This is a genomic window from Actinomycetospora sp. ABD4_176 (assembly GCF_056311855.1).
Map to the genome: position 1 here is coordinate 4868520 of NZ_CM149974.1, position 23292 is coordinate 4891811.

Annotated in this window: 20 protein-coding genes; 11 read left to right on the top strand and 9 right to left on the bottom strand. The window is 74.5% G+C overall.

Annotated elements, in window-relative coordinates; genetic code table 11:
• Positions 1-70 precede the first annotated feature (70 nt).
• The gene (gene yhjD / locus ACYX4T_RS23615; protein WP_476011651.1) at positions 71-1138 is read left to right on the top strand and encodes an inner membrane protein YhjD; all 1068 of its coding nucleotides are present in this window, start codon (positions 71-73) and stop codon (positions 1136-1138) included.
• A 19-nt stretch (positions 1139-1157) separates the two neighbouring features.
• On the opposite strand, the gene ACYX4T_RS23620 is transcribed toward yhjD, so the two are convergent.
• The 3 genes from ACYX4T_RS23620 to ACYX4T_RS23630 form a co-directional block, all read right to left on the bottom strand.
• A complete protein-coding gene (locus tag ACYX4T_RS23620) occupies positions 1158-1595 on the bottom strand; it encodes a PIN-like domain-containing protein (protein WP_476011652.1) in 438 nt (145 codons plus the stop codon).
• On the bottom strand, positions 1596-2261 hold the full coding sequence (locus tag ACYX4T_RS23625) for a DUF433 domain-containing protein (protein ID WP_476011653.1): 666 nt from the start codon (positions 2259-2261) through the stop codon (positions 1596-1598).
• A 108-nt stretch (positions 2262-2369) separates the two neighbouring features.
• Positions 2370-3680 carry a PucR family transcriptional regulator gene (locus ACYX4T_RS23630; RefSeq protein WP_476011654.1) on the bottom strand — a complete coding sequence of 437 codons (1311 nt, stop codon included), beginning with the start codon at positions 3678-3680 and terminating at the stop codon, positions 2370-2372.
• Between the two features lie 238 nt (positions 3681-3918).
• Here ACYX4T_RS23630 and ACYX4T_RS23635 point away from each other — a divergent pair, with 238 nt between their 5' ends.
• Together ACYX4T_RS23635 and ACYX4T_RS23640 are read left to right on the top strand one after the other, a co-directional pair.
• On the top strand, positions 3919-4863 hold the full coding sequence (locus tag ACYX4T_RS23635) for an alpha/beta hydrolase (RefSeq protein WP_476011655.1): 945 nt from the start codon (positions 3919-3921) through the stop codon (positions 4861-4863).
• A gap of 11 nt (positions 4864-4874) precedes the next feature.
• On the top strand, positions 4875-6395 hold the full coding sequence (locus ACYX4T_RS23640; protein WP_476011656.1) for a flavin-containing monooxygenase: 1521 nt from the start codon (positions 4875-4877) through the stop codon (positions 6393-6395).
• Here the strand turns inward: ACYX4T_RS23640 and ACYX4T_RS23645 are convergent, their stop codons facing one another.
• The 4 genes from ACYX4T_RS23645 to ACYX4T_RS23660 form a co-directional block, all read right to left on the bottom strand.
• Positions 6396-7856 (bottom strand): AMP-binding protein, encoded by a 1461-nt coding sequence (locus tag ACYX4T_RS23645; RefSeq protein ID WP_476011657.1) that lies wholly within the window; start codon positions 7854-7856, stop codon positions 6396-6398.
• A complete protein-coding gene (locus ACYX4T_RS23650; RefSeq protein WP_476011658.1) occupies positions 7853-9070 on the bottom strand; it encodes a D-alanyl-D-alanine carboxypeptidase family protein in 1218 nt (405 codons plus the stop codon). Before ACYX4T_RS23650 ends, ACYX4T_RS23645 begins: the two co-directional genes overlap by 4 nt.
• A gap of 71 nt (positions 9071-9141) precedes the next feature.
• Positions 9142-10194 (bottom strand): PA containing protein, encoded by a 1053-nt coding sequence (locus tag ACYX4T_RS23655; RefSeq protein WP_476011659.1) that lies wholly within the window; start codon positions 10192-10194, stop codon positions 9142-9144.
• A 148-nt stretch (positions 10195-10342) separates the two neighbouring features.
• Positions 10343-11713, bottom strand: coding sequence for a primosomal protein (locus ACYX4T_RS23660; RefSeq protein ID WP_476011660.1), 1371 nt, complete (start codon positions 11711-11713; stop codon positions 10343-10345).
• 103 nt (positions 11714-11816) lie between these two features.
• Here ACYX4T_RS23660 and ACYX4T_RS23665 point away from each other — a divergent pair, with 103 nt between their 5' ends.
• From ACYX4T_RS23665 to ACYX4T_RS23700, 8 genes are all read left to right on the top strand, one after another.
• Positions 11817-12734, top strand: coding sequence for a haloalkane dehalogenase (locus tag ACYX4T_RS23665; protein ID WP_476011661.1), 918 nt, complete (start codon positions 11817-11819; stop codon positions 12732-12734).
• Entirely contained in the window at positions 12727-13356 is a 630-nt protein-coding gene (upp, locus tag ACYX4T_RS23670; RefSeq protein ID WP_476011662.1) for a uracil phosphoribosyltransferase, read from the top strand. The genes ACYX4T_RS23665 and upp overlap by 8 nt, the downstream gene beginning before the upstream one ends.
• A 114-nt stretch (positions 13357-13470) precedes the next feature.
• Entirely contained in the window at positions 13471-15282 is a 1812-nt protein-coding gene (metG, locus tag ACYX4T_RS23675; RefSeq protein ID WP_476011663.1) for a methionine--tRNA ligase, read from the top strand.
• Positions 15275-16159, top strand: a complete 885-nt coding sequence (locus ACYX4T_RS23680) for a TatD family hydrolase (protein WP_476011664.1) — start codon at positions 15275-15277, stop codon at positions 16157-16159. Before metG ends, ACYX4T_RS23680 begins: the two co-directional genes overlap by 8 nt.
• Positions 16160-16464: 305 nt before the next feature.
• Positions 16465-18021 carry a transglycosylase family protein gene (locus ACYX4T_RS23685; protein ID WP_476011665.1) on the top strand — a complete coding sequence of 519 codons (1557 nt, stop codon included), beginning with the start codon at positions 16465-16467 and terminating at the stop codon, positions 18019-18021.
• A gap of 44 nt (positions 18022-18065) precedes the next feature.
• The gene (gene rsmA / locus ACYX4T_RS23690; protein WP_476011666.1) at positions 18066-18932 is read left to right on the top strand and encodes a 16S rRNA (adenine(1518)-N(6)/adenine(1519)-N(6))-dimethyltransferase RsmA; all 867 of its coding nucleotides are present in this window, start codon (positions 18066-18068) and stop codon (positions 18930-18932) included.
• A 30-nt stretch (positions 18933-18962) separates the two neighbouring features.
• Positions 18963-19964, top strand: a complete 1002-nt coding sequence (locus tag ACYX4T_RS23695; protein WP_476011667.1) for a 4-(cytidine 5'-diphospho)-2-C-methyl-D-erythritol kinase — start codon at positions 18963-18965, stop codon at positions 19962-19964.
• A gap of 93 nt (positions 19965-20057) precedes the next feature.
• Entirely contained in the window at positions 20058-21857 is a 1800-nt protein-coding gene (locus tag ACYX4T_RS23700; RefSeq protein ID WP_476011668.1) for an ABC-F family ATP-binding cassette domain-containing protein, read from the top strand.
• Positions 21858-21884: 27 nt separating this feature from the next.
• Here the strand turns inward: ACYX4T_RS23700 and pth are convergent, their stop codons facing one another.
• Both pth and ACYX4T_RS23710 read right to left on the bottom strand, forming a co-directional pair.
• On the bottom strand, positions 21885-22475 hold the full coding sequence (gene pth / locus ACYX4T_RS23705; RefSeq protein WP_476011669.1) for an aminoacyl-tRNA hydrolase: 591 nt from the start codon (positions 22473-22475) through the stop codon (positions 21885-21887).
• 9 nt (positions 22476-22484) lie between these two features.
• The gene (locus tag ACYX4T_RS23710; RefSeq protein ID WP_476011670.1) at positions 22485-23186 is read right to left on the bottom strand and encodes a 50S ribosomal protein L25/general stress protein Ctc; all 702 of its coding nucleotides are present in this window, start codon (positions 23184-23186) and stop codon (positions 22485-22487) included.
• Positions 23187-23292 lie beyond the last annotated feature (106 nt).

Genomic DNA, 23292 nt, shown 5'->3' on the forward strand with positions numbered 1-23292 from the left:
GGGGTAGCTATCCCGCGCGCGGGCCCGCCGGTCCGCGGCCAGTCGGGGACCGCGAGGGGACGCGCGCGCGATGAGCAGCACCGCCAGCACGGCCGGTACGGCCGACACGGACACGTCGAGCGAGCCCACACAGCTGGAGAAGCTGCGCGCCCGCTACCCCTGGCTCGACCACCTCGTCCGCGCCGCGAGCCGCTACACCGAGAAGCACGGCGACCACTACGCCGCGGCCATCACGTTCTTCTCGATCCTCGCGCTCGTCCCGATCCTCATGGTGGCCTTCGCCGCCGCGGCGTTCGTGCTGGCCAACAACGAGGCGCTGCTGACGCAGATCCAGCAGAGCATCACCGACGCCGTCCCGCCGGGGCTCAACGACCTGATCAACGACGTCATCGAGCAGGCCATCGCCCAGCGCAACGCGGTCGGCATCATCGGTCTGCTCGGTGCCCTGTTCTCCGGGCTCGGGTGGATGGGCAATCTGCGCGAGGCCCTCTCCGAGCAGTGGGACCAGCGCGGCGAGCCGCCGACGATCGTCAAGAAGTACCTCGGCGACCTGTTCGCCATGATCGGCCTCGGGCTCGCGTTCGCCCTGTCGTTCGCCATCACCGCGATCGGGACGGGCCTGTCGACCACGATCCTGGAGTTCCTCGGGCTGGCCGACGAGACCTGGGCGAGCGTCCTGTTCTTCCTCGCCGGTCTCGCCATCACCCTGGCGGCGAACTGGCTGGTCTTCCTCTGGGTGATCGCCCGCCTGCCCCGCGAGCCGGTCACGCTGCGCTCGGCCGCGCGGGCGGCCCTGCTCGCCGCGGTCGGGTTCGTGATCCTGCAGCAGGTCATGACGGTCTACATCTCGAGCGTCACCAGCTCGCCCGCGGGCGCGGCGTTCGGCCCGATCATCGGTCTGCTGGTGTTCGCGAACTTCGTCTCGCGGTTCATCCTCTTCGTCACCGCCTGGGCCGCGACGCTCAAGGAGAACGAGCGCGAGGAGCTGCCCGAGCCGGCCCCGTTCGTCGTCCGGCCGGCGGTGACGGTCGGGCGCACGCCCGGCCCGCGGGCCGCGGTCGGCCTGCTCGGGGCGGGCGCGCTGCTCGGGGTGCTGGGCCTCGGTTACGGGGGACGGCGCCGCCGCGACGAGCAGTAGGGCTGCCCTCTGTCGACGATCAAGCCAGGCCGACGGCCCTGAGACTCGTCCTGGTGGCTATGTAGATGAACGGTCCCGGCTCGGCGATCAACGCCTCGATCCGACGCCACTGGCACATGACCACCTCGAGCTGGGTGAAGGTGTCTCGGGCCTCCTTCCCACCCAACGCCACCATGCGAGCTGCGTTGTCGCGGACTGCGTCGATCTCTCGCCGGTTGTCCTGGATCGCGCTGTCGCGAGTGATGATGAGCCACCCGTGCCGCGCTACCTCAGGTATCCACACATCGTCCGGGGCCGCCGGCGCCGTGATCGGGCAGGGCGGCCGCTGTCGCCGGTGCACCGTGCCACCAGGGTCACCCGGAAACGTGACGTCCGACCGCAACCGGACCAACACCTTGGCCAGACCGAGCACGTCGGCATCCAAGTAGTAACGGATGCTCGCCGGCTTGTCGGTCACCTACGACGCTCGGTCGGCCGTCTCGTAGCTCAGTGCCCACCGCACCTCGTCGATGGACAGGTCGAAGCTGTCGGCGACGTCATCGAGGCTCTCACCTGCATCGACGTGCTCCCAGAGCACCTGCGTGCTGACGCCGCCGACGGCAGGTTTCCCGAAGCGCAGTGCCGGATCCATCCTGACCGGCGAGCGACGGTCGGCGTGCGGCCGCCACGATGACGCGACGTCGCCGTCCCATCCCACTCGCGCGAAGAACTCCTCGGCCGGAGGCGTGAGAAGCGTCTGGTTGCGGACGACCGCGACGAGACAGAACTCGGGAGCCAGGTTCGCCCGGTCCTGCGCCTCGATGACGAGCTGACGCTCGTTGACGAACGGGCGTCTGTCCGCCAGCGGGTACGGCACCCCGTACTCCTGCCGGAGCACGTCGATGAAGGCGCGGAGTTCGGCCATCGGGACGCGCTGCTCGACCCGGTACATCCGTAGGAGGCCCGCCTCGACGAACTCGGCCCACGTGACCGGGGCACGACCACCGCGAGGCTCGAGCCGGATCACGGGCTGGTAGGTGCGGCCTCGACGCTCGCCGCCCTCGAGCCAGTAGTTGAGCGTGCTCTGCGACACCCGGAGCAGCCGAGCAGCCTCGGCCTCCGAGTACATCTCGCGCTCGAGCACCGTCGGCATGAGCGCAGTCTGACACGCCGATCCGACACTCAGGACGAGTATCGCGGCGTCGTCGGCTGAGGAGAGGCAAGGTCACGCGGGCCCGGAAGGGGCTCGTGCCTACTCCGCCGGCGCTGCCGGCCCCAGCCACGCGCAGGCGAGCAGCGCGAGCTCGACGTCGATGCGGTCGTCGCCCAGGGGCCGGCCGCGGACCTCGTGGGCGCGCCCCACGCGGTACTTGACGGTGTTCCGGTGCACCTGCAGGCGCTTGGCGGTGCTCGCGAGGCTGCCCCCGGTCGCGAGGAACACCCGCAGCGTCTCGCGCAGCCGCTCCACCCCCGGGTCCGGGTCGGCGAGCGGGCCGAGCACCCGGCGCACCCAGGCCAGGGCGCCGTCGCGGTCGGCGCAGAGCAGGGCCACTGCGCCGACCTCGTCGAACACCGTGACCGCCGGCGGCTCCCCGCCGCCGGCGAGCGCGACGTCGCGGGCCCGTCGTGCCTGCTCGTGGGTGGTGCGGAAGCCATCGACGCCGCCCGCCGGCGACCCGGCCGCGACGCGCAGCCCGGGATCGTGGCGGGCGAGGACCCCGGCGACGAGCTCCCGCGACGGCGCCGCGTCGTCCCGGCACGGCAGCCACGCCCAGGCGCTGTCGGCGTCCCACGGCACCACGAGCGGGCGGCCCGCGGCACCCAGCGCGGTGCCGACGTCCAGCGCCACGCGCTCGAACGTCCCGAAGCCGGCGCCGTCGGCCCCGGCGCGCTCGCCCGGGTCGCGCCACACCACGAGCCCCAGGTGCACCGCCGAGAAGCGGTAGCCCAGCGTCGACTCCACCGCGAGCCGGTCGTCGGGAGAGCTCGCGGCCCGGCCGGCGAGCACGTCGCGCACCCGCGCCACCCGCAGCGCGTGCCGGCTGCGACGCCCGCGCTCGCGCTCGGCCTCGTAGGCCGCGACGACGTGCTGGGTGACGTGGTCGACGTACTCCATGACCACGAGCACGATGCGCTGCGAGGCGGCGGCGGCCACGTCCCCGGCCCGGCGGGTGGCCTCGGCGAACGCCCACTCCATGAGGTGCGACTGCCCGACGCGGTAGGCGCGGATCAGCGCGTTGACCGGTACCTCGTGCTGCGCGAGCCGCTGCGCGTACGCGACGGCCGCGGCCGGCGGCTCGACGGCGCGCGGGTCGAGATCGTGGCGCAGAAGGTGCAGGATCGTCTCGACGTTGCCCTCGACGCTCGCGCCGAGCAGGTCGCGCAGGGCGGGGTCGCCGCGCAGGTCGTCGATCCGGGTGGCGAGCACGTCGCTGATCGAGTCGCTGACCTCGCCGCGGCGCGGGGCGAGCGCGGCCGCCACCTCGGCGACCTCGCCTGCGACGTCCGTGACGTCTGCCGCGGCGCCGGCACGGGCCGGGCTCGCCGACGGCTCGATCGTCACCACTCCGCGACCACCACCCTGCGATCAGTACCCGGAGTCCCGACCGCCGCTGTCGGCCCTCCCGCGCGACGGTAGCCGTCCGGGAGAGTGGCGACCAGCACACGCGGGGTGGCCGACGGCGACCGACCGGGCGGGGACAAATCCGCGCGCGGCCTTCGTGCCCCGGGGACGAGGCGCGGCGCGTGTGTGCTCCGTCACGGTGAGGGGGCCGACGTCGTCGATCCCCCAGGAGGCCCCCGTGCCCGTCCATCCCGAGGCCCAAGCACTGCTCGACGCCCTCGTCGAGCAGGGCATGCCGCCGATCGAGTGCATGACCGTGCCCCAGGCGCGCCAGGCGACGGCCGCGTTCGTCGACCTCCAGCCGCCGGCCGAGGACGTCGCGACGGTCAGCGACCGCGCCATCCCGGGCCCGGCCGGCGACATCCCGGTGCGGATCTACACGCCGCACGGGGACCTGCCGCACGGGGTGCTCGTGTACTTCCACGGCGGCGGCTGGGTCATCGGCGACATCGAGACCGTCGACCGCCCGTGCCGGCAGATCGCCAACGCCGCGGGCGTCACGGTGGTGTCGGTCGACTACCGCCTCGCCCCCGAGCACGTGCAGCCCGCGGCGTTCGAGGACTGCTACGCGGCCACGCAGTGGGTCGCCGAGCACGCCGACGAGCTGGGCGTCGACGCGTCGCGCCTCGCGGTCGGCGGCGACTCCGCCGGCGGTCACCTCGCCGCGGCGGTCAGCCTCGCCGCGCGCGACCGCGGCGGCCCGGCGATCGCCTTCCAGCTGCTCATCTACCCCGTCGTCGACTTCGACTGGACGAGCCCCTCGATCACCGACAACGGCGAGGGCTACCTGCTCGGCCGCGCCACGATGCAGTGGTTCTGGGCGCACTACCTCGGCGCCACCGATCCCAGCGACGACCCCTACACCTTCCCGCTGCGCGCGCAGGACCTGAGCAACCTGCCGCCGGCGTTCGTCGCGACCGCCGAGTTCGACCCGCTGCGCGACGAGGGCGAGGCCTACTCCCGCCGCCTGCGCGAGGCCGGCAACGACGTCACCGCCATCCGCTACGACGGCATGATCCACGGCTTCCTCTGGACGCTCGGCGCCACGCCGTCGGGCGCCCGGATGGTCGACGACGCCGTCGCCGCCATGCGTCCCGTCCTGAGCACCACCGTCAGCGCCTGAGAGGAGCACCCGTGACCATCACCGAGAACGCGCCCGCGGGCGCGGCCACCGGGGCCGACGGCGTCGAGCACGTCGACGTCCTCGTCATCGGGGCCGGCGTCTCCGGCATCGACGCCGGCCACCACCTGCGCGAGCGCTTCCCCGACAAGACCTTCGCCATCCTCGAGAAGATGCCCGGACGGGGCGGGACGTGGTGGACCCACCGCTTCCCCGGCGCCCGGTCGGACTCCGACCTGTTCACCTACGGCTACGCCCACAAGCCGTGGCGCGGCCCGTCCATCGCCACCTCCGAGGAGATCACCAACTACCTCGACGAGGTCATCGAGGAGGACGACCTCAAGGCCGCGATCCGCTACCGGCACGAGGTGACCGCGGCGTCCTGGTCGTCGTCCGAGCACCGCTGGACCCTCGACGTGTACCGCGACGACACCGGCGAGAGCGTCCGGATGACCTGCGGCTTCCTGTGGATGTGCCAGGGCTACTACAACCACCAGGACCCCTACCGCCCCGAGTGGCCGGGGACGGAGGACTTCGTCGCCAACGGGGGGGTCATCGTCCACCCCCAGACCTGGCCCGAGGACCTCGACTGGGAGGGCAAGCGCGTCGTCGTCATCGGCAGCGGCGCGACGGCGGCGACGGTCGTCCCGGCGATGGCCGAGAAGGCCGCGCACGTGACGATGCTGCAGCGCACGCCGACGTTCGTGGCCGCGGTGCCGAAGACCCACGAGCTCGCGGTGCAGCTGCGGGCGCTCGACATCCCCGAGGACTGGACGCACGAGATCCTCCGCCGGGCCTACATCGAGCAGTTCAACGAGCTGACCCGGATGTGCCTGGAGACCCCGGAGGAGGCGCGGCAGTTCCTGCTCGGGGAGATGCGGCCGTACCTCCCCGAGGGCTACGACGTCGAGAAGGACTTCAACCCGGGCTACCGCCCGTGGCAGCAGCGGATCGCGGTCGTGCCCGACGGCGACATCTTCACCGCCATCAAGGAGGGTCGGGCGTCGGTGGTCACCGACACCATCGACACCTTCACCGAGACCGGCATCCGGACCTCGTCGGGCGAGGAGCTCGAGGCCGACATCGTCGTGTCCGCCACCGGGTTCAACCTCAGTGCGCTGGGCGACATCCCCTTCACCGTCGACGACGAGCCGGTCGACGTCTCGCAGCAGATCACCTGGCGCGGGATCATGATCTCGGGCATCCCGAACATGGCCTACGTCTTCGGCTACTTCCGGCACAGCTGGACGCTGCGCGCCGACCTCGTCTCCGACCTGGTGTGCCGCCTGATGGCCCACATGGAGGCCAAGGGGGCGACGACGGTGACGCCGAGGCTGCGGCCCGAGGACGCCGACATGGAGATCCGGCCGTGGTCGGACCCGGAGAACTTCAACTCCGGGTACGTCATGCGCAGCCAGCACAAGATGTTCAAGCAGGGCGACCGCGCGCCGTGGACGCACATGCACGAGTACGCCGAGGAGCGGCACACGCTGCCCGCGGCCGATCTCGACGACGGGTCGCTCGAGTACCGCTGATCACTGCTGGTAGGACGACCGCCGTACCTTGCCCGCGTCGTCGCGCAGCGGTCCCTCCGAGCGTCGCCACACCCGTGGCCGCTTGGCCCGGGACAGCCGCGCGGCGGCGTGGGCGTCGAGGTCGGCGTCGGTGACCTCCCGATCGGTCTGCACGACCGCGTGGGGCACCGAGCCCAGGTCGTCGTCGGGCGCGGCGACGACGACGCACGACACCACCGCCGGGTGCTCGAGGACCGCGGCCTCGACCTCGGCGGGGTACACGTTCTGCCCGCCGACGACGATCATGTCGCCGGCCCGGTCGGCCAGGTAGAGGTAGCCCTCGGCGTCGAACCGGCCCATGTCGCCGAGCGACTCCCACCCGCCCGGCCGGGTGCGGGGCTCCGCGCCGACGTAGCGGTAGGTCACCGGGCCGGGCTCGGGGCGCAGCCACAGCTCGCCGACCTCGTCGACCGCGCAGCGCCGCGTCCCGTCGAGGGTGCGGGCCTCGATCTCGCCGCCGCTGACCCGCCCGACGGAGCCGGGGTGCGCGAGCCACTCCCGGCCCGTGATCGTCGTGCGCGCCTGCGCCTCCCTGGCGGCGTAGCCCTCGAGCACGCGGTCGGGGCCGAGCCAGTCGATCACCGCGCGCTTCACCGCGGGCGGGCACGGCGCGCCGATGTGGAAGAGGGTGCGCAGGGCGGGCAGCTCCGGGAGGTGGGGCCGGCGCACCATGCGCCCCATCATCGTGGGCACCGCGTAGATCCAGGTCGCGGCGTGCTGCTCGGCCAGCTCCAGGGCCCGGGCGGCGTCGAAGCGGCCCATGAGCACGACGTGGTTGCCGGTCATGAGCCCGAGCAGCGAGAACAGGTACGGCGCGTTGTGGAACAGCGGCGCCGTGCACAGCAGCACGCCGTCGGGCTCGATGCGGTAGACCGGCGCGCGGGTGGTGACGGACCCGGTCGTGCCCGGCTCGCCGGCGACGATGACCTTGGGTCGCCCGGTGGACCCGCCCGACGTCGGCGCCTTCCACGCGGGCGGGGCGAGCGCGGGCGGCGGCGGGGTGCCGGGACCCTCGGGGCGGTGCCCGAGCGGGAGGACGTCGGTGCCCTCCGGCGCGGCGACGTCGGTGCCGGGGGCGAGGCCGACCACGACCGGCGGGCGCACGACGTCGAGCACGGCGGCGAGCTCGCCGGGCGCGAGGCGGTGCGACACGGGCTGCGGGACCGCGCCGAGCTTCCACGCCGCGAGCGTCAGGGCGTAGTGCTCGGCGACGTTGGGCAGCGCGATCGAGACGAAGTCGCCGGGGCCCACGCCGCGACCGGCGAGCTCGTGCGCCCACCGGTCGGCGTGGGCCTCGAGCCCCGCGAACGTCCACGTCGCGGTGTCGTCGGTGACCGCCGGCCGGTCGGGGCGCCCGCGCGCCATCCGCGTGAACGCCTCGCCGAGGGGCTCGTCCGGCGGCCCGTCCGCGCCGGTGCTCATCGGCGTCCGGCGCGCAGCGCGACGAGCCCCCCGACACCGGCGACGACCGCGACCAGCAGCAGCGGCGTGCCCCAGGACGACGAGGCCGCACCGGACGAGGGCGCGACGGTGTCCTCGTCGCCGTCCTGCCCGTCCGGCGGTGACGCGAGCTCCGGGTCGGCCGCCTGCTCGTCGGTCAGCGTGCCGATGCCGCGGGGATCGGGCAGCGCGAAGCCGTGGTCGAGCAGGACCTGCGCCTGCTCGTACATCGGCACCGGGCGCTGCTCGCCGCGCATGAGCACCACCACCAGCCGCCGCCCGTTCTGCTCCGCGGCGCCGATGAACGTGTGCCGGGCGTCGTCGGTGAACCCGGTCTTCCCGCCGATGTAGCCGGGGTAGCCGGTGGTCAGGAGCTTGTTGTCGTTGACGACCTCGAACGCCGGGTTGTCGGCGTAGCCCGGGAACGGGATGCGCCGGGTGGCGACGGCCTGGGCGAACGGCTCCTCGCGCATGGCGACGCGGAAGATCGAGGCGAGGTCGTAGGCCGAGGTCTGCATCCCCGGGCCGTCGAGCCCCGACGGCGTGGCCGCACGGGTGTCGAGCGCGCCGATCTCGCGGGCGGTGGCGTTCATGAGGTCGACGGTGGCCGGGACGCTGCCGGTCAGCCGGACCGCCAGCGCGTGGGCGGCGTCGTTGCCCGACGCCATCATCATCGCGTCGAAGACCTGGCGGATCGTGTACTGCCCGCCGGCGCCGATGCCGACCCGCGTGCCCTCCTGGTCGGCGTCCTCCTGCGTCCCGGTGATCGTCTCGTCGAGCGGGAGACGCCGGGCCACGAGCAGGCCGGTGAGCGTCTTCATGAGCGACGCCGGGCGCAGCCGCGCGTGCGGGTTGCGGGCGGCGAGGACGGCGCCGGAGTCGAGGTCGGCGAGCACGTAGGACTCGACGCCGACCGCGGGCGCGGCCGGGGCGCCCGGGGCGACCACGTCGCCGCAGGCGCCCATCGCCGGGCCGCCGACGGGCGGGTCGGGGACGGGGAGCGGGGCGGGCTCGGCCTGCCCGGGCTGCGGGACCTCCGAGTCGTCGACCGGCGGACCGGGCGCGGTGCCGAACGGGCAGTCGACGCCCGCCGGGGCGGCGTTCGCCGGGCTCGCGGTGCCGGCCAGGCCCGGCAGGGCGCCGAGGAGGAGCGCCGCCAGCACCGTCAGGAGCGCGAGCGGCCGTCGGGAACGCACCGGGGCGACAGTAGACGCCGGTCCCGCCCGGCCCGCGGGCGACGGGCCGGGCAGGACACCCGGACGGGCGTTCAGCCCTCGGCGCCGGTGTTCTCCGTCGGCAGCTCGGCGCCGTTGACCTGGGTGTCGCGCGCGGCCGGCTTGCGGCTGCCGCGGCGGGTGGTCGGTCGCGGGGCGGGCATCGAGCCGGATGAGCCGCCGCCCGGGCCGAGGATGATCTCGGCGAAGGTGGCCATGGCCTCGTCGAGGTGCCCGGCGTTGCGGCGCTCGGACTCCTCGTTGGCCTGGCGGACCAGGGCGACGACGGCCTCGTGGTCCGGGCGGTTGACCAGGGTCCCGTCGAGGCGGTCGAGGCCGTTCTCCACCGACGTCGACAGGGCGCCGACGCGGTCGCCGAGGCCGGACTCGACGCCGTCGATGCGGGTGCCGACCTGGTCGAGGCGGCTGGTCAGCTGCTCGAGGCGGCGGGTGACCTCGCCGACCTGCTCCGCGGTCTCGGTGCGGGTGGTCGTGGCGTCGGTGCGCGCGGCCTCGCGGGTGCCGGTGAGCTCCTCGGACACGCCCTTGGCGAGGTCCTCGAGACGGTCGCGCAGGCCGGCGTCGACGGCGTCGACGCGCTCGCGCACCGGGCCGGTCACCGCGGCGGGCAGCCCGTCGAGGCGCATCTCGTGGCGGTCGAGGCGGTTGTCGAGGTCGTCGAGGCGCTTGTGCAGCCCGGAGATGCGGTCCTCGAGCCCGTCCATGCGGCCCGCGACGCCCTCGAAGCGGCCGGTGACGCCGTCCAGACGGCCGTCGAGCTGGGCGAAGGGGGTGGCGAGGCGGTCGGCCACCCGGTCGACGAGGCCCTCCACCAGGCGGGCCAGCGAGGCCACCGAGGACTCCTGGCTGTCGAGCTTCGCGACGGTCTCGTCGAGACGCTCGGCGAGCACGCTCATCTCGGTGCGGTCGGGCACGTCGGAGAGGCGCTTGCGGATCGCGCCCAGCCCGTCGAGGGCCGCGAGGCGGCCGTGGATCTCGTCCAGCGAGTCGAAGATCTGCTGCTGCTCGCTGTCCCGGACCTCGGCCGCCCGCACCAGCATGCTGCGCATGCGGTCGAAGGACATGGTCTGGCTGTTGTCGATCACGGCGCCCACTCTCTGCGTCGGTTCCGGCCCCGGGGACGGCCGGACTCGGCAGCGCCGAAGCGTAAACACCCCCCGAGGGGCCACCCCATCCGGGTGATGGACAGGCAGGCTGCCGTCCACCACACGAGCACCAGGGGTGCGCTGGGGTTCAGTGCCGCCGCAGACGTCCCAGGAAGCGGTCCTCCAGGGCGCGCCACGCCGCGGCCTCGCGGTCGAAGGGCGGCGAGGGCGTCAGACGGGTCGGGTCCGGGCGCACGACGAACGACACGAGCCAGCCCAGGCTCTCCGACGGCGCGAGCGCCTCGCGGGTGCGGCTGTCGCCGGCCCAGTACGCGGCGTCGGTGATGAGCTCGACGGCGAGCTCGAGCTGCTCGGCGTCGACGACGTCGGGGCCCTCGCCGATGTCGTCGGCGAGCCCGGCGAGCACGTAGCGGTTCTCCGGCGCCACCTCGATCTCGAGGTCCCCACCGGTCGCGGCGGACACGACCTCCTCCCAGGTCGCGACGGCGGCGAGGTCGTGGTCGTCGGCGCCCTCGCCGGCGATCCAGGTCCGCAGGGCGCGCGCGGAGGAGAAGGCCTCGATCGTCCCGGCGCGGCCGAGGAACACCGGCTCGTCGTCGAGGTAGCACCGCAGCGTGATCACCTCGCCGTCGGGCGTGGTGATGCCGATCGGGTCGATGCCGACCTCCTCCCAGAAGCCCTCCTCGGGCTCCTCGGCGGCGTCGACGAGGTCGGTGCGCAGCGACTCGCCCGTGGTGTCCTCGCGCAGATCGGAGGGGGCGTCGTCCGGGGCGTCCTTCGGGTCGTCGGCGACGGCCGCCGGGTCCGCGGCGTCGCCCTCCGCGTTCTCCGCCGGCGCGGCCTCCTCGCCGTCGGTGTCGTCGGGGTCGAGATCCCCGCCCTCGGTGGCCACCGGCGTGGCGGTCGCGCGCAGGCGGGCGGCGCGCTCCTCGTCGACCTCGGGCGTGGTGACCATGGCGTCGAGCGCGTCGACGACCTCGTCCCAGCGCTCGTCGACGACCTCGGCCAGCTCGGCCCACAGCGCCTGCCCGTCGCGGCCGGCGAAGGCGGGCGTACCGGCGGTCAGCGCGGCGAAGGCCGGTGTCGCGTCGAGCACCTCGTGCACGACCTCGAGGTCGCAGACGTCGGCCAGCGACCGGCACATCGCGGCGACCTCGGCGAGGTCGTCGAGGGTCCAGGTGTCGGGGTCGCCGGCCACCAGCTCGGGGACGCCGACGACGTCGTAGCGCTGCACGTCCTCGGGGGTCAGCTCGTCGACCGAGAGCTTGACGACCACGGGCCAGGCCGGGTGGTCGGCCAGGTCGTGCTCCTGGCCGGACTCCTCGGCGCCCGCGACCCACGCGGCGAGGTCGGCGGCGTCGGCGAACGCGAAGAGCGCGTCGTCGTCGCCGAGGAACGCCTCCCACTCCTCGCCGTCCTGGCGCCACCGCGGAGCCCAGAGCGTGACGAGGTCGCCCGCGGTGAGCGCCAGCGTGATCGGGATGATGTCCTGCGCCATGCCGGCGGCCTCCGCGAGCGGGGGTGTGGGGGGTGCGCGGCGCACCCTATGACGACGGCTGTGACCTGCTCGTACCGGTCGACCGCGTGACACCCTGCCGGGCATGGACCTGCTCCGCACCCCGGACGACCGCTTCGCCGACCTCACGGCCCTGCCCGCCCCGAGCTACGTCGAGGTCGACGACCCCGACGGCGGCGCGGCGGTGCGCGTCGCGACCTACGCGGGCGGGCCGGACGACGGCCCGGTCGTGCTGATGCTGCACGGCGAGCCGTCGTGGTCGTTCCTCTACCGCGACGTCATGGCCACGGTGGCCGCCGCGGGTGCACGCGCCGTCGCGATCGACCTGGTGGGGTTCGGGCGCTCCGACAAGCCCGCGCGCGTCGCCGACCACAGCTACGCCCGCCACGTCGCCTGGACGCAGCAGGCCGTCGACGCGCTGGGCCTGCGCGACGCCGTGCTGCTCGGGCAGGACTGGGGCGGGCTGATCGGGCTGCGGCTGGTGGCCGCGCAGCCCGAGCGCTGGGCCGCCGTCGTCGCCGCGAACACCGGCCTGCCGACCGGCGACCGCGACATGCCCGAGGTGTGGTGGCGGTTCCGGCGCGCGGTGGAGACGGCCGAGCAGCTCGACGTCGGGCGCCTCGTCGCGTCGGGCTGCGCGCGGGGGCTGGGGGACGCCGAGCGCGCCGCGTACGACGCCCCGTTCCCCGACGAGAGCTACAAGGCGGGGCCGCGCGCGATGCCGCTGCTCGTCCCGACCCGTCCCGACGACCCCGAGAACGGCCCCAACCGCGAGGCCTGGGACGCCCTCGGGCGCTACGAGCGCCCGTTCGTGTGCGCGTTCGGCGACTCGGACCCGATCACCGGCGCGATGTCGCCGATCCTGCAGCGCCACGTGCCCGGGGCCGCCGGCCGCGAGCACCCGCTGATCGCCGACGCGGGCCACTTCCTGCAGGAGGACGCGGGCGCGGAGCTGGGCCGGGTGGTCGCCGAGCTCGTCGCTAGCCTGCGCGCCCATGGCTGAGCCGCAGGTCCTGCGCCACCCGCTCGTCGACGTCCGGATGACGACCCTGCGCGACGAGACCACCGACCGCGCCACGTTCCGCGCCGCGGTGCGCGAGCTGACCGCGATGGTGGTCTACGAGGCGATGCGCGACGCCGCGACGACGCCGCTCGAGGTGCGGACCCCGGTGGCGACGACGACCGGCGCCCAGCTCGCGAACCCGCCGGTCCTCGTCCCGGTGCTGCGCGCCGGGCTGGGCATGGCCGAGGCGGCGCACGCCCAGGTGCCCGGCGCGGTCATGGGGTTCGTGGGCGTCGCGCGCGACGAGCAGACGCTGCGCCCGACGCCGTACATGGAGTCGCTGCCCGCGAGCCTCGCCGGGCGCCCGGTGTTCGTGCTCGACCCGATGCTCGCGACCGGCGGGTCGATGGCCTACACGATCGACCTGCTCGCCGCCCGCGGCGCCGACGCCGTCCGCGCCATCTGCCTGCTCGCCGCGCCCGAGGGCGTCGAGCGCCTGGCGCGGGCGCACCCGACCGTGCCCGTCCACACCGCCGCGATCGACGAGCGGCTCAACGAGCACGGCTACATCGTCCCGGGCCTCGGCGACGCCGGGGACCGGCAGTTCGGGGCGATGCCCTAGCTAGGTGCGCTCCGCGCTCGTGAGCAGAAAGAAGTGCTCGAGCACTTGGCTGTGCTCACCTGCGCGCAGCGCACCGGTGACCATCGCGGTGGCGGCCCCGTGGAGGATGGAGACATGAGCGTCCCCGTGCTGACCGCCGTGGCGTGGCCCTACGCCAACGGCCCCCGGCACATCGGCCACGTGTCCGGGTTCGGTGTGCCCTCCGACGTCTTCTCGCGCTACCAGCGGATGGTCGGCAACCGGGTGCTCATGGTCTCGGGCACCGACGAGCACGGCACGCCGATCCAGGTGCAGGCCGACGCCGAGGGCACGACCCCGCGGGAGCTCGTCGACCGGTACTCGCGGGTGATCCAGGACGACCTCGTCGGGCTCGGCCTGTCGTACGACCTGTTCACGCGCACGAGCACCGACAACCACCACCGCGTCACCCAGGACCTCTTCACCGCGCTGTGCAACAACGGCTACGTGCGCACCGAGTCCACGCTCGGCGCGCTCAGCCCGTCCACCGGCCGCACGCTGCCCGACCGGTACATCGAGGGCACCTGCCCGATCTGCGGCTACCCGAGCGCGCGCGGCGACCAGTGCGACAACTGCGGCAACCAGCTCGACCCCGCCGACCTCATCAACCCGCGCAGCCGGATCAACGGCGAGACCCCGCAGTTCGTCGAGACCGAGCACCTGCTGTTCGACCTGCCGGCGTTCTCGAAGTCGCTCGCGTCCTGGCTCGACACCCGCACGCACTGGCGGCCCAACGTCCTGAACTTCAGCCGCCGGCTCGCCGAGGACCTCAAGCCCCGCGCGATCAGCCGCGACCTCGACTGGGGCGTGCGCATCCCGCTCGAGGGCTGGCACGACGCGCCGATGAAGCGCTTCTACGTCTGGTTCGACGCCGTCATCGGCTACCTGTCGGCGTCGGTCGAGTGGGCCCAGCGCACCGGCGACCCGGACGCGTGGAAGCAGTGGTGGTGCGACCCCGACGCGCAGGCCTACTACTTCATGGGCAAGGACAACATCACCTTCCACTCGGTGATGTGGCCCGCGATCCTGCTCGGCCACAACGGCGAGGGCGACCCTGCCGATGGACGAGGCGGCCAGGTCGGCTCGTTCGGGCACCTGAACCTGCCCACCGAGGTCGTCAGCTCCGAGTTCCTGACGATGAGCGGCTCGAAGTTCTCCACCAGCCGCGGCACCGTCATCTACGTCGGCGACTTCCTGCGCGAGTTCGGCCCCGACGCGCTGCGCTACTTCATCGCGGTCGCGGGCCCGGAGAACCAGGACGCCGACTTCACCTGGGACGAGTTCGTCCGGCGCACCAACTTCGAGCTCGCCAACGAGTGGGGCAACCTCGTCAACCGCTCGGTGTCGATGGCGGCGAAGAACGTCGGCGCGGTCCCGGAGCCGACGTCGCCGGACCCGGCCGACGAGGCGCTGCTCGCGCAGTCGCGGGCCGCGTTCGACGTCGTCGGGGGGCACCTCGCGCACTCGCGGTTCAAGCAGGCGATCAGCGAGGCGATGCGCGTGGTGGGGGAGGCCAACGCCTACCTCAGCCACCAGGAGCCCTGGAAGCGCAAGGACGACCCGGCACGCCGCGACACGATCCTGCACACCGCGCTGCAGGTCGTGCAGGACGCGAACACGCTGCTCACGCCGTTCCTGCCGCACGCGGCGCAGAAGGTCCACGAGGCCCTCGGCGGCACCGGGGTGTGGGCGGAGCAGCCGCACCGCGAGGACGCGGGGACGTCCGGGGAGCTCGGCACGAGCCATTCGGTGCTCACCGGCGACTACGCGCGCGAGCAGGCGCGCTGGGCGTCGACGCCGATCCCGGTCGGCCGGCCGCTGGCCCGCCCGACGCCGCTGTTCGCCAAGCTCGACCCGAGCCTCGGTGAGACCGGTCCCTCGTGGGCGCCGATCGGGACGAGTGAGTAAGGACCGCGTCCCGCCGCCGGTGCCCGAGCCGATCGGGCCCGGGGTGGTCGACGCCCACACGCACCTCGACGCGTGCGGAGCGACCGAGCCCGAGGTCCTCGCGCAGGTCCTCGACCGCGCCACGGCCGCCGGGGTCGAGGCGATGGTCACCACGGCCGACGACCTCGACTCGGCGCGCTGGGCGGCGTGGGCGGCCGACACCGACCCGCGCGTGTTCGCCGCCGTCGGCCTGCACCCCACGCGCTCGAACGACCTCACCGACGACGCGCGCCGCGCCCTGTCGGAGCTGACGGCGCGCCCGCGCGTCGTCGCGGTCGGCGAGTCCGGGATGGACGACTACTGGACGACGCGCCGCGAGGACTGCGCCCCGCTCGACGTCCAGCGCGAGGCCTTCGCCTGGCACATCGACCTCGCCAAGCGCACCGGGCTCCCGCTGGTGGTGCACGACCGCGACGCGCACGACCCGATCCTCGACGTCCTGCGCGCCGAAGGGGCGCCGCCCGTCACCGTCTTCCACTGCTTCTCCGGCGGCCCGGAACTGGCCCGCGTCTGCGCCGACGAGGGCTGGTACGCGTCGCTGTCGGGCACGGCGACCTTCCGGAACGCGAACGCCGCCGAGCTGCGCCGAGCGGCGCAGTGGATGCCCGTCGAGCTGGTGCTCGTCGAGACCGACGCCCCGTTCCTGACTCCGCACCCGTACCGCGGTCGGCCGAACGAGCCCTACGTCGTCCCCCACACGGTGCGCGCGCTCGCGGAGCTGCGTGACGAGCCGGCGGAGCGGTTGGCCCGGATCAGCGCCGACAACGCCAGGCGGGCCTTCCGGTTGGCCGAACAGCCTCAACCTTCACGCTCCGTCGCACGAGAGAGCACCGAGTAGCCACGCTCGTCGTCGTCGACGTGCCGTTCGGCGCAACACGGTCGTGTCGGCTTGATGGTGGCGACACCCAACTCGTTACCGTGCTGTGACTCGCCGGGGTGGAGCCACCCCCGAGGCCCGCGTGGTGGGGACTTCCCCAGGTCGCCACCACAGGGAGGGCGCCACGAGGTCGTGGCGGCTTCCCCAGGGCGCGGCTCCTGCCCGGATGTACGGACGAAGTGGACTCCCCCTGTGCCTGTGCACTGCCTGCTCGCCCTGAGGTCCTCCTCGTGCAGCCCGCTCGCGACCGCCGTGGCGGACGCCCGATGAGCGCGGACACCACGACCCGCGGCCGCGGCCACTCCGGCCACGCGGACATCGGCGAGTCGGACACCGCCGGGCTGCCGATCGTCGACGGCTACGACCAGGGCTGGTACGACCAGGGCTGGGACCAGGGCTGGGACCAGGGCTCGGAGTACACCCCCGAGTACGCCCCGGACTACGGCTACGACGCCGCCCACGAGCTCGGGCACGACACGGGCTACCACTCGGCGTACGGCGCGTACGGGGACCGGACCCCGGGCTGGTTCGACGCCATCACCGGACCGCTGCCGGTGCAGTCCCCCGCGAGCGGCCCCATCGCCCTCGGCGACCCCGACGAGTGGAGCGACCTCGAGTCGTTCACCGGCGAGCAGGACACGGATGGCTCGGCCGAGCAGGCGGGCCTGCGCGACGCCGCGCCCGCCGGGCTCACCGCGCTCGACGACCCGGAGCGCCTGGGCACCGACACCCGGCGCCGCGCCGTCGCGGTCAAGGGCGGCGTGGCCGTCGCCCTGCTCGCGGTCGCGGCCGGCGGCAGCACCGCGGTGGCGCTGGACAAGGAGGTGACGGTCACGGTCGACGGTGTCGACCAGGTCGTGCACACCTTCTCCTCCGACGTCGCCGGCGCCCTCGACAGCGGCGACATCGAGCTCGGCCCGGGCGACCAGCTCGCCCCCGGCCCGAACGCCGAGGTCAACGACGGCGACCGGCTCGTCATCAACCGCTCGCGCGACGTCGCGCTGATGGTCGACGGTCGCCCCCAGACCATCACGACCACCGCCCGCACCGTCGCCGACGCGCTCGCGCAGCTGGGCCTGCCGACCGACGGCCTCGCGAGCTCCGCGCCGCTGACGGCGAACATCCCCGTCAACGGGATGAACCTGGACGTGCGCACGCCGAAGACGGTCACACTCGTCGACGGCGGCAACGCCCCCCGTCAGATCACGACCACCGCGCTCACCGGCCCCGAGCTGCTCGCGCAGAACGGCCTCGCGCTGAGCCCCACCGACGTGCTCGCGGGCGGCGACGGCCTCGCCAACGGCTCGACGGTCACGGTCACGCGCAACACGGTCAACCAGGTCACCGAGACCCGCCCGATCGCGCCGCCGATGCGCACGGTCGACGACCCGGACCTCGAGCAGGGCGAGACCCGCGTCGAGGAGCCCGGCCAGGCCGGCGAGGAGATCGTCACCTGGTCGGTCAACGCGACCAACGGCCAGGAGACCGGCCGGACGCAGATCGGCGAGTCGCAGGTGACCCGCCAGCCCGTCGGCGGCGTCGTCCGCCGCGGCACCAAGCCGGAGAGCTCGGCGCCGTCGGTCGGCCGCGGCAAGTGGGACCGCATCGCCCAGTGCGAGTCGACCGGCGACTGGTCGATCAACACCGGGAACGGCTACTACGGCGGCCTGCAGTTCGACCGCTCGACCTGGCGCGCGTACGACGGCGACGAGTTCGCCTCGCTGCCGCACCAGGCCAGCCGCGAGGAGCAGATCGCCGTCGCCGAGCGCGTCCGCGCCGACCGCGGCGGCTACGGCGCCTGGCCCGTCTGCGGCCGCAAGTAGCGCCCGCCGCCCCCGGGCACGTGCCCGGGCGTCAGGATGGACCCGTGACGACCCCGGCCCGCCTGCTCGGGCCCGCCGACGTGCGGGCCCTGGCGGCCGAGCTGGACCTGCGCCCGACCAAGCGCCTGGGCCAGAACTTCGTGCACGACGCCAACACCGTGCGCCGCATCGTCCGCCTCGCGGGGGTGGGCCCGGACGACGTCGTGCTCGAGGTCGGCCCGGGCCTCGGGTCGCTGACGCTGCCGCTGCTCGAGGCGGCGGCCGGCGTCGTCGCGGTGGAGATCGACCCGGTCCTCGCGGACCGGCTCCCGGCGACGGCCGCCGAGCGCGCGCCCGGCCGGGACCTGCGCGTCGTCACCGCCGACGCGCTGCGGCTCGGGCCCGGCGACCTGCCGCTCGCCCCGGACGTGCTCGTCGCGAACCTGCCCTACAACGTCGCCGTGCCCGTCGTGCTGCACCTGCTCGCCGCGCTGCCGGGCCTGCGCCGGGGGCTGGTCATGGTCCAGGCCGAGGTCGCCGAGCGCCTCGCCGCGCGGCCGGGGGAGAAGGCCTACGGCGCGCCGTCGGTCAAGCTCGCCTGGTACGCCGACGCGCGGCGCGCCGGCCCGGTCCCGCGCGCGGTGTTCTGGCCGGTGCCGGGCGTCGACTCGGGGCTCGTGGCGTTCACCCGGCACGCCGAGGAGGCCGCGGGCGACGTCGAGCGCCGCGCGGTGTTCGCCGTCGTGGACGCCGCGTTCGCCCAGCGCCGGAAGTCGCTGCGGGCCGCGCTCGCCGGATGGGCGGGGTCGGCGCCGGCCGCGGAGGCGGTGCTCCGGGCGGCCGGGGTGGACCCGGGCGCGCGCGGGGAGTCGCTCGACGTGACCGCGTTCACCGCGATCGCGCGCGCCCGCCCCGAGGTGCCGGCGCCCTGAGCGCGCGGCCCCGATCCGTACGCTGGACGGGTGCTCTCCGCCGTCGGACCGCCGGTCACCGCCCGCGTCCCGGCCAAGATCAATCTTCACCTGGCCGTCGGCGACCTGCGCGCCGACGGCTACCACGACCTCGTCACCGTCTTCCAGGCGCTGAGCATGACCGACGAGGTCACGGTGACCTCCGCGGTGCCCGGTGCCATCGAGCCCGGGGTCTCGGTCAGCGCCATCGACGGCGTCGACGTCTCCGAGGTCCCCGCCGACACCACCAACCTCGCGTGGCGCGCCGTCGAGGCCCTGGGCCGGCGGGTCGACCGCACCCCCGACGTCCGCGTCGGGCTGCGCAAGGCGATCCCGGTCGCGGGCGGCATGGCCGGCGGCAGCGCGGACGCCGCGGGCGCCCTGCTGGCGACGGCCGGGCTCTGGCGCCTCGACCTCGGCCGGGAGGCGCTCATGGAGGTCGCCGCCGAGGTCGGCTCGGACGTCGCGTTCGCCCTGCACGGCGGGACGGCGCTGGGCACCGGGCGCGGCGAGCGCCTCGTGCCGGTGCTCTCGCGGCACACGTTCCACTGGGTCGTCGCGGTCGCCGACCACGGCCTGTCCACGCCGACCGTGTTCGGCGAGCTCGACCGGCTGCGCGCCCGCCCCGAGGCGCCGCGGCGGGTGGGCGACGTCGAGCCGGTCCTCGAGGCGCTCGCGTCGGGGGAGGCCCGCTCGCTGGCGCTGCTGCTCGGCAACGACCTGCAGGCGGCGGCCGTCAGCCTCGACCCGGGCCTGCGTCGCACCCTGCGTGCCGGGGTGGACGCGGGCGCGCTCGCGGGCGTCGTGTCCGGCTCCGGGCCGACGTGCGTGTTCCTGTGCGACGGTCACGACGCCGCGGTGCGCGTGGCCGCCGAGCTCGCCGGTGCCGGGGTGTGCCGCACCGTGCGCGTCGCCCACGGGCCCGTCCCCGGCGCCCGGGTGGTCGACGGCAACGGGGGCTCCACCGGCCCGCCCCCGCGCCCCGTCGACCCCGGTCCCGGCGCCTACGCCTGACCCGCCCCGCCCCCGCCCTGTCCGCAGCGAACGGGTATCTCGCTGCTTCTATGCGCGCGAACACCCCGTTCGCGTCCCCGGGAGACTGGAAACGTGCCCAACCTCGTCAACCTCGAGTCGGTGTCGATCGGCTTCGGCGGCCCGAAGCCGGTGCTCGACGGCGTGTCCCTCGGCGTCGACACCGGCGACCGGATCGGCGTCGTCGGCCGCAACGGCGGCGGGAAGTCGACGCTGGTGTCGGTGCTGGGCGGGGTGCTGGCGCCCGACAGCGGGCGCCGCAGCCCGGTCGGCGGGCTGCGGATGGCGCTGGTCAGCCAGCAGACGCGGCTGTCCGGAGAGACGGTGCGGGAGGCCGTGCTCGGGCCGGCGTTCGGGGCGAGGTCTGTGCCCGACCACGAGTGGGCCGCCGACCCGCGCAGCCGCGCCGTCGTCGAGGGCCTACGTCCCGGCGGCGACCGCGGCCTCGACGCCCCGGTCGACGGGCTGTCCGGCGGCGAGCGGCAGCGGATCGCGCTGTGCGCGGCGCTCGTGCAGGACCTCGACCTCCTCGTGCTCGACGAGCCCACCAACCACCTCGACGTCGAGGGCGTCGGCTGGCTGGCCGAGCACCTGCTCGCCCGGCGCACCGCGCTCGTCGTCGTCACCCACGACCGCTGGTTCCTCGACACCGTCGCCTCGCGGACCTGGGAGGTCGTCGACGGGCACGTCGAGCAGTACGAGGGCGGCTACGGCGACTGGATCTTCGCCCGCGCCGAGCGTGCCCGCCTCGCCGACGCCGCCGAGCAGCGCCGCCGCAACCTCGCCCGCAAGGAGCTCGCGTGGCTGCGCCGCGGCCCGCAGGCGCGCACGTCGAAGCCGCGCTACCGCGTCGAGGCCGCCGAGGCGCTGATCGCCGACGTCCCCGAGCCGCGCGACACCGTCGAGCTCGTGACGATGGCCAAGCACCGGATGGGCCGCACGGTCGTCGAGCTCGAGGACGCGACCCTGCGCGTCGGCGACCGCACGCTCGTCGACCGGCAGACCTGGCGCATCGCGCCCGGCGAGCGCGTCGGCATCGTCGGGATCAACGGCTCGGGGAAGACGACGCTGCTGCGCGCGGTCGGCGGCGAGCGTCCCCTCGACGGCGGGCAGCGCGTCCAGGGCACCACCGTGCGGCTCGCGCACCTGTCGCAGGACCTGGCCGATCTGCCGCTGCACCGTCGCGTGCTCCAGGCCGTCGAGGACATCGCCGAGCGCGTGACGATCGGCAGGTACGAGCAGACCGCCTCCCAGCTCGCCGAGCGCTTCGGCTTCCCGGCGTCGCGGCAGTGGACCCCGGTCTCCGAGCTCTCCGGCGGCGAGCGGCGCCGGTTGCAGCTCGTGCGCCTGCTCATGACCGAGCCGAACGTCCTGCTGCTCGACGAGCCCACCAACGACCTCGACGTCGACACCCTCCAGCAGCTCGAGGACCTCCTCGACGGCTGGCCCGGCACGCTCGTCGTCGTCAGCCACGACCGCTACCTCACCGAGCGGGTCTGCGACCGCGTCGTCGCGCTCTTCGGTGACGGGCGCATCACCGACCTGCCGGGCGGGATCGAGGAGTACCTGCGGCGGCGGGCGGCGCTCGAGGAGTCGAGCGAAGGGCACCCTCGCTCGAGGAGATCGAGCGAGGGGCCCCTTCGCTCGGAACCGGCCGGGCCCTCCGAGGCCGACCGGCGGGCCGCGCGCAAGGAGGTCGCGCGCATCGAGCGGCGCCTGGAGCGCATCGCCACCGAGGAGACGACGCTGCACGAGAAGCTCGCCGCCGCGGCCACCGACCCCGACCGGCTCCTCGCCCTCGACGCCGAGCTGCGCGCGCTGGTCAGCGAGCGCGAGCAGCTGGAGGAGGCGTGGCTGGAGAACGCCGTCGACTAGCCTGCCGTCGACGCCGCCGGCGGAGGGCTAGTGGAAGCGGTTCTGCGCCGGTTCCAGGCCCTCGGCGGCCAGCGCCTCGACGGCGTCGGCGGCCAGCTCGACGGAGACGTCGAGCTCCTTGCGCTCGGCCGACGACCAGCGCTTGAGCACGTAGTCGGCGGGGTCCTGACGCCCCGGCGGGCGGCCGATGCCGAAGCGGACCCGCAGGTAGTCCTTGGTCGCGAGCGACTTCGAGATCGAGCGCAGCCCGTTGTGGCCGCCCTCGCCGCCGCCGCGCTTGAGGCGCACGACGCCGAACTCGAGGTCGAGGTCGTCGTGGACGACGATCACGTCGGTCGGCGCGACGGAGAAGAAGCGGGCAGCGCCGGCGACCGGCCCGCCCGAGAGGTTCATGTAGCCGCGGGGCTTGGCGAGCACGAGGCGGCGGCCGGCCAGCCGGCCCTCGGCGACGTCGGCGCCGGAGCGCTTGTGCGCCGAGAACCGGGCGCCGACCCGCCCCGCGAGGACGTCGGCCACCAGGAACCCGACGTTGTGGCGGGTGCCCTCGTAGTCGGGGCCCGGGTTGCCCAGCCCGACGACCAGCAGGGGGCCGTCGGGCCGGGCAGCGGGGGAGCTCACGGACGCGCGTCAGCTCTCGTCGGAGGACCCGGTGGAGCCCTCGGCGGGCTGGTCGCCGGAGGCGGCCTCGGAGGACTCGCCGGTCTCGGCGGCCTCCGCCTCGGGGGTGTCCTCCTCGACGCCGGCGCCCTCGGTGTCGATCTCCTCCTCCATGGCGTCCTCGGTGGGGGCCTCGGTGACGTTGACGACGAGGAGCTCGGGGTCGGAGACCAGCTCGGAGCCGTCGGGGAGGCGGATCTCGCCGGCGAGGAACTGGGTGTTCATCTCGGCGTCCTCGATGACGACCGTGATCTCCTCGGGGATGTTGGTCGCGTCGGCCTCGACGGTGAGCGTGTCCTCGTTCTGGAACACCAGCGTGCCGGCGGCGGGCTCGCCCATCGTGACGACGGGGACGTCGACCTGGACCTTCTCGCCGCGGCGGACGAGCACGAGGTCGACGTGCTCGAAGAAGCCCTTGATGGGGTCGCGGGCGATGCTCTTGGTCAGCGCCAGCTGCGGCTGCCCGCCGAGCCCGGTGACGGTGAGCAGCGCGTTGCGACCGTTCTCGCGCATCACCGCGGCGAACTCGACGGTGTCGAAGGCGAGGTGCACGGGGTCGGTGCCGTGCCCGTAGAGCACACCGGGGACCTTGCCGGCACGACGCGTCCGGCGCGCGGCGCCCTTGCCGAACTCGGTGCGGGCCTCGGCGGCGATGCGGATCTCGTCGGCCATGCTGATCTCTCCTGCTGTCGTTCCTGGTCGGCGCGCCGCGCGCGGCCGGGACCCGGACGACCGGGAGGCCGCACCGCGTCGATCACGGCCGGTCGTCGTGACCGGC

Coding starts and splice junctions, on each gene's coding strand:
- upp (WP_476011662.1), top strand. CDS start 12,727: ATGGCTGAGCCGCAGGTCCTGCGCCACCCGCTCGTCGACGTCCGGATG.
- yhjD (WP_476011651.1), top strand. CDS start 71: ATGAGCAGCACCGCCAGCACGGCCGGTACGGCCGACACGGACACGTCG.
- ACYX4T_RS23665 (WP_476011661.1), top strand. CDS start 11,817: ATGGACCTGCTCCGCACCCCGGACGACCGCTTCGCCGACCTCACGGCC.
- ACYX4T_RS23660 (WP_476011660.1), bottom strand. CDS start 11,713: ATGGCGCAGGACATCATCCCGATCACGCTGGCGCTCACCGCGGGCGAC.
- ACYX4T_RS23710 (WP_476011670.1), bottom strand. CDS start 23,186: ATGGCCGACGAGATCCGCATCGCCGCCGAGGCCCGCACCGAGTTCGGC.
- ACYX4T_RS23645 (WP_476011657.1), bottom strand. CDS start 7,856: ATGAGCACCGGCGCGGACGGGCCGCCGGACGAGCCCCTCGGCGAGGCG.
- ACYX4T_RS23685 (WP_476011665.1), top strand. CDS start 16,465: ATGAGCGCGGACACCACGACCCGCGGCCGCGGCCACTCCGGCCACGCG.
- metG (WP_476011663.1), top strand. CDS start 13,471: ATGAGCGTCCCCGTGCTGACCGCCGTGGCGTGGCCCTACGCCAACGGC.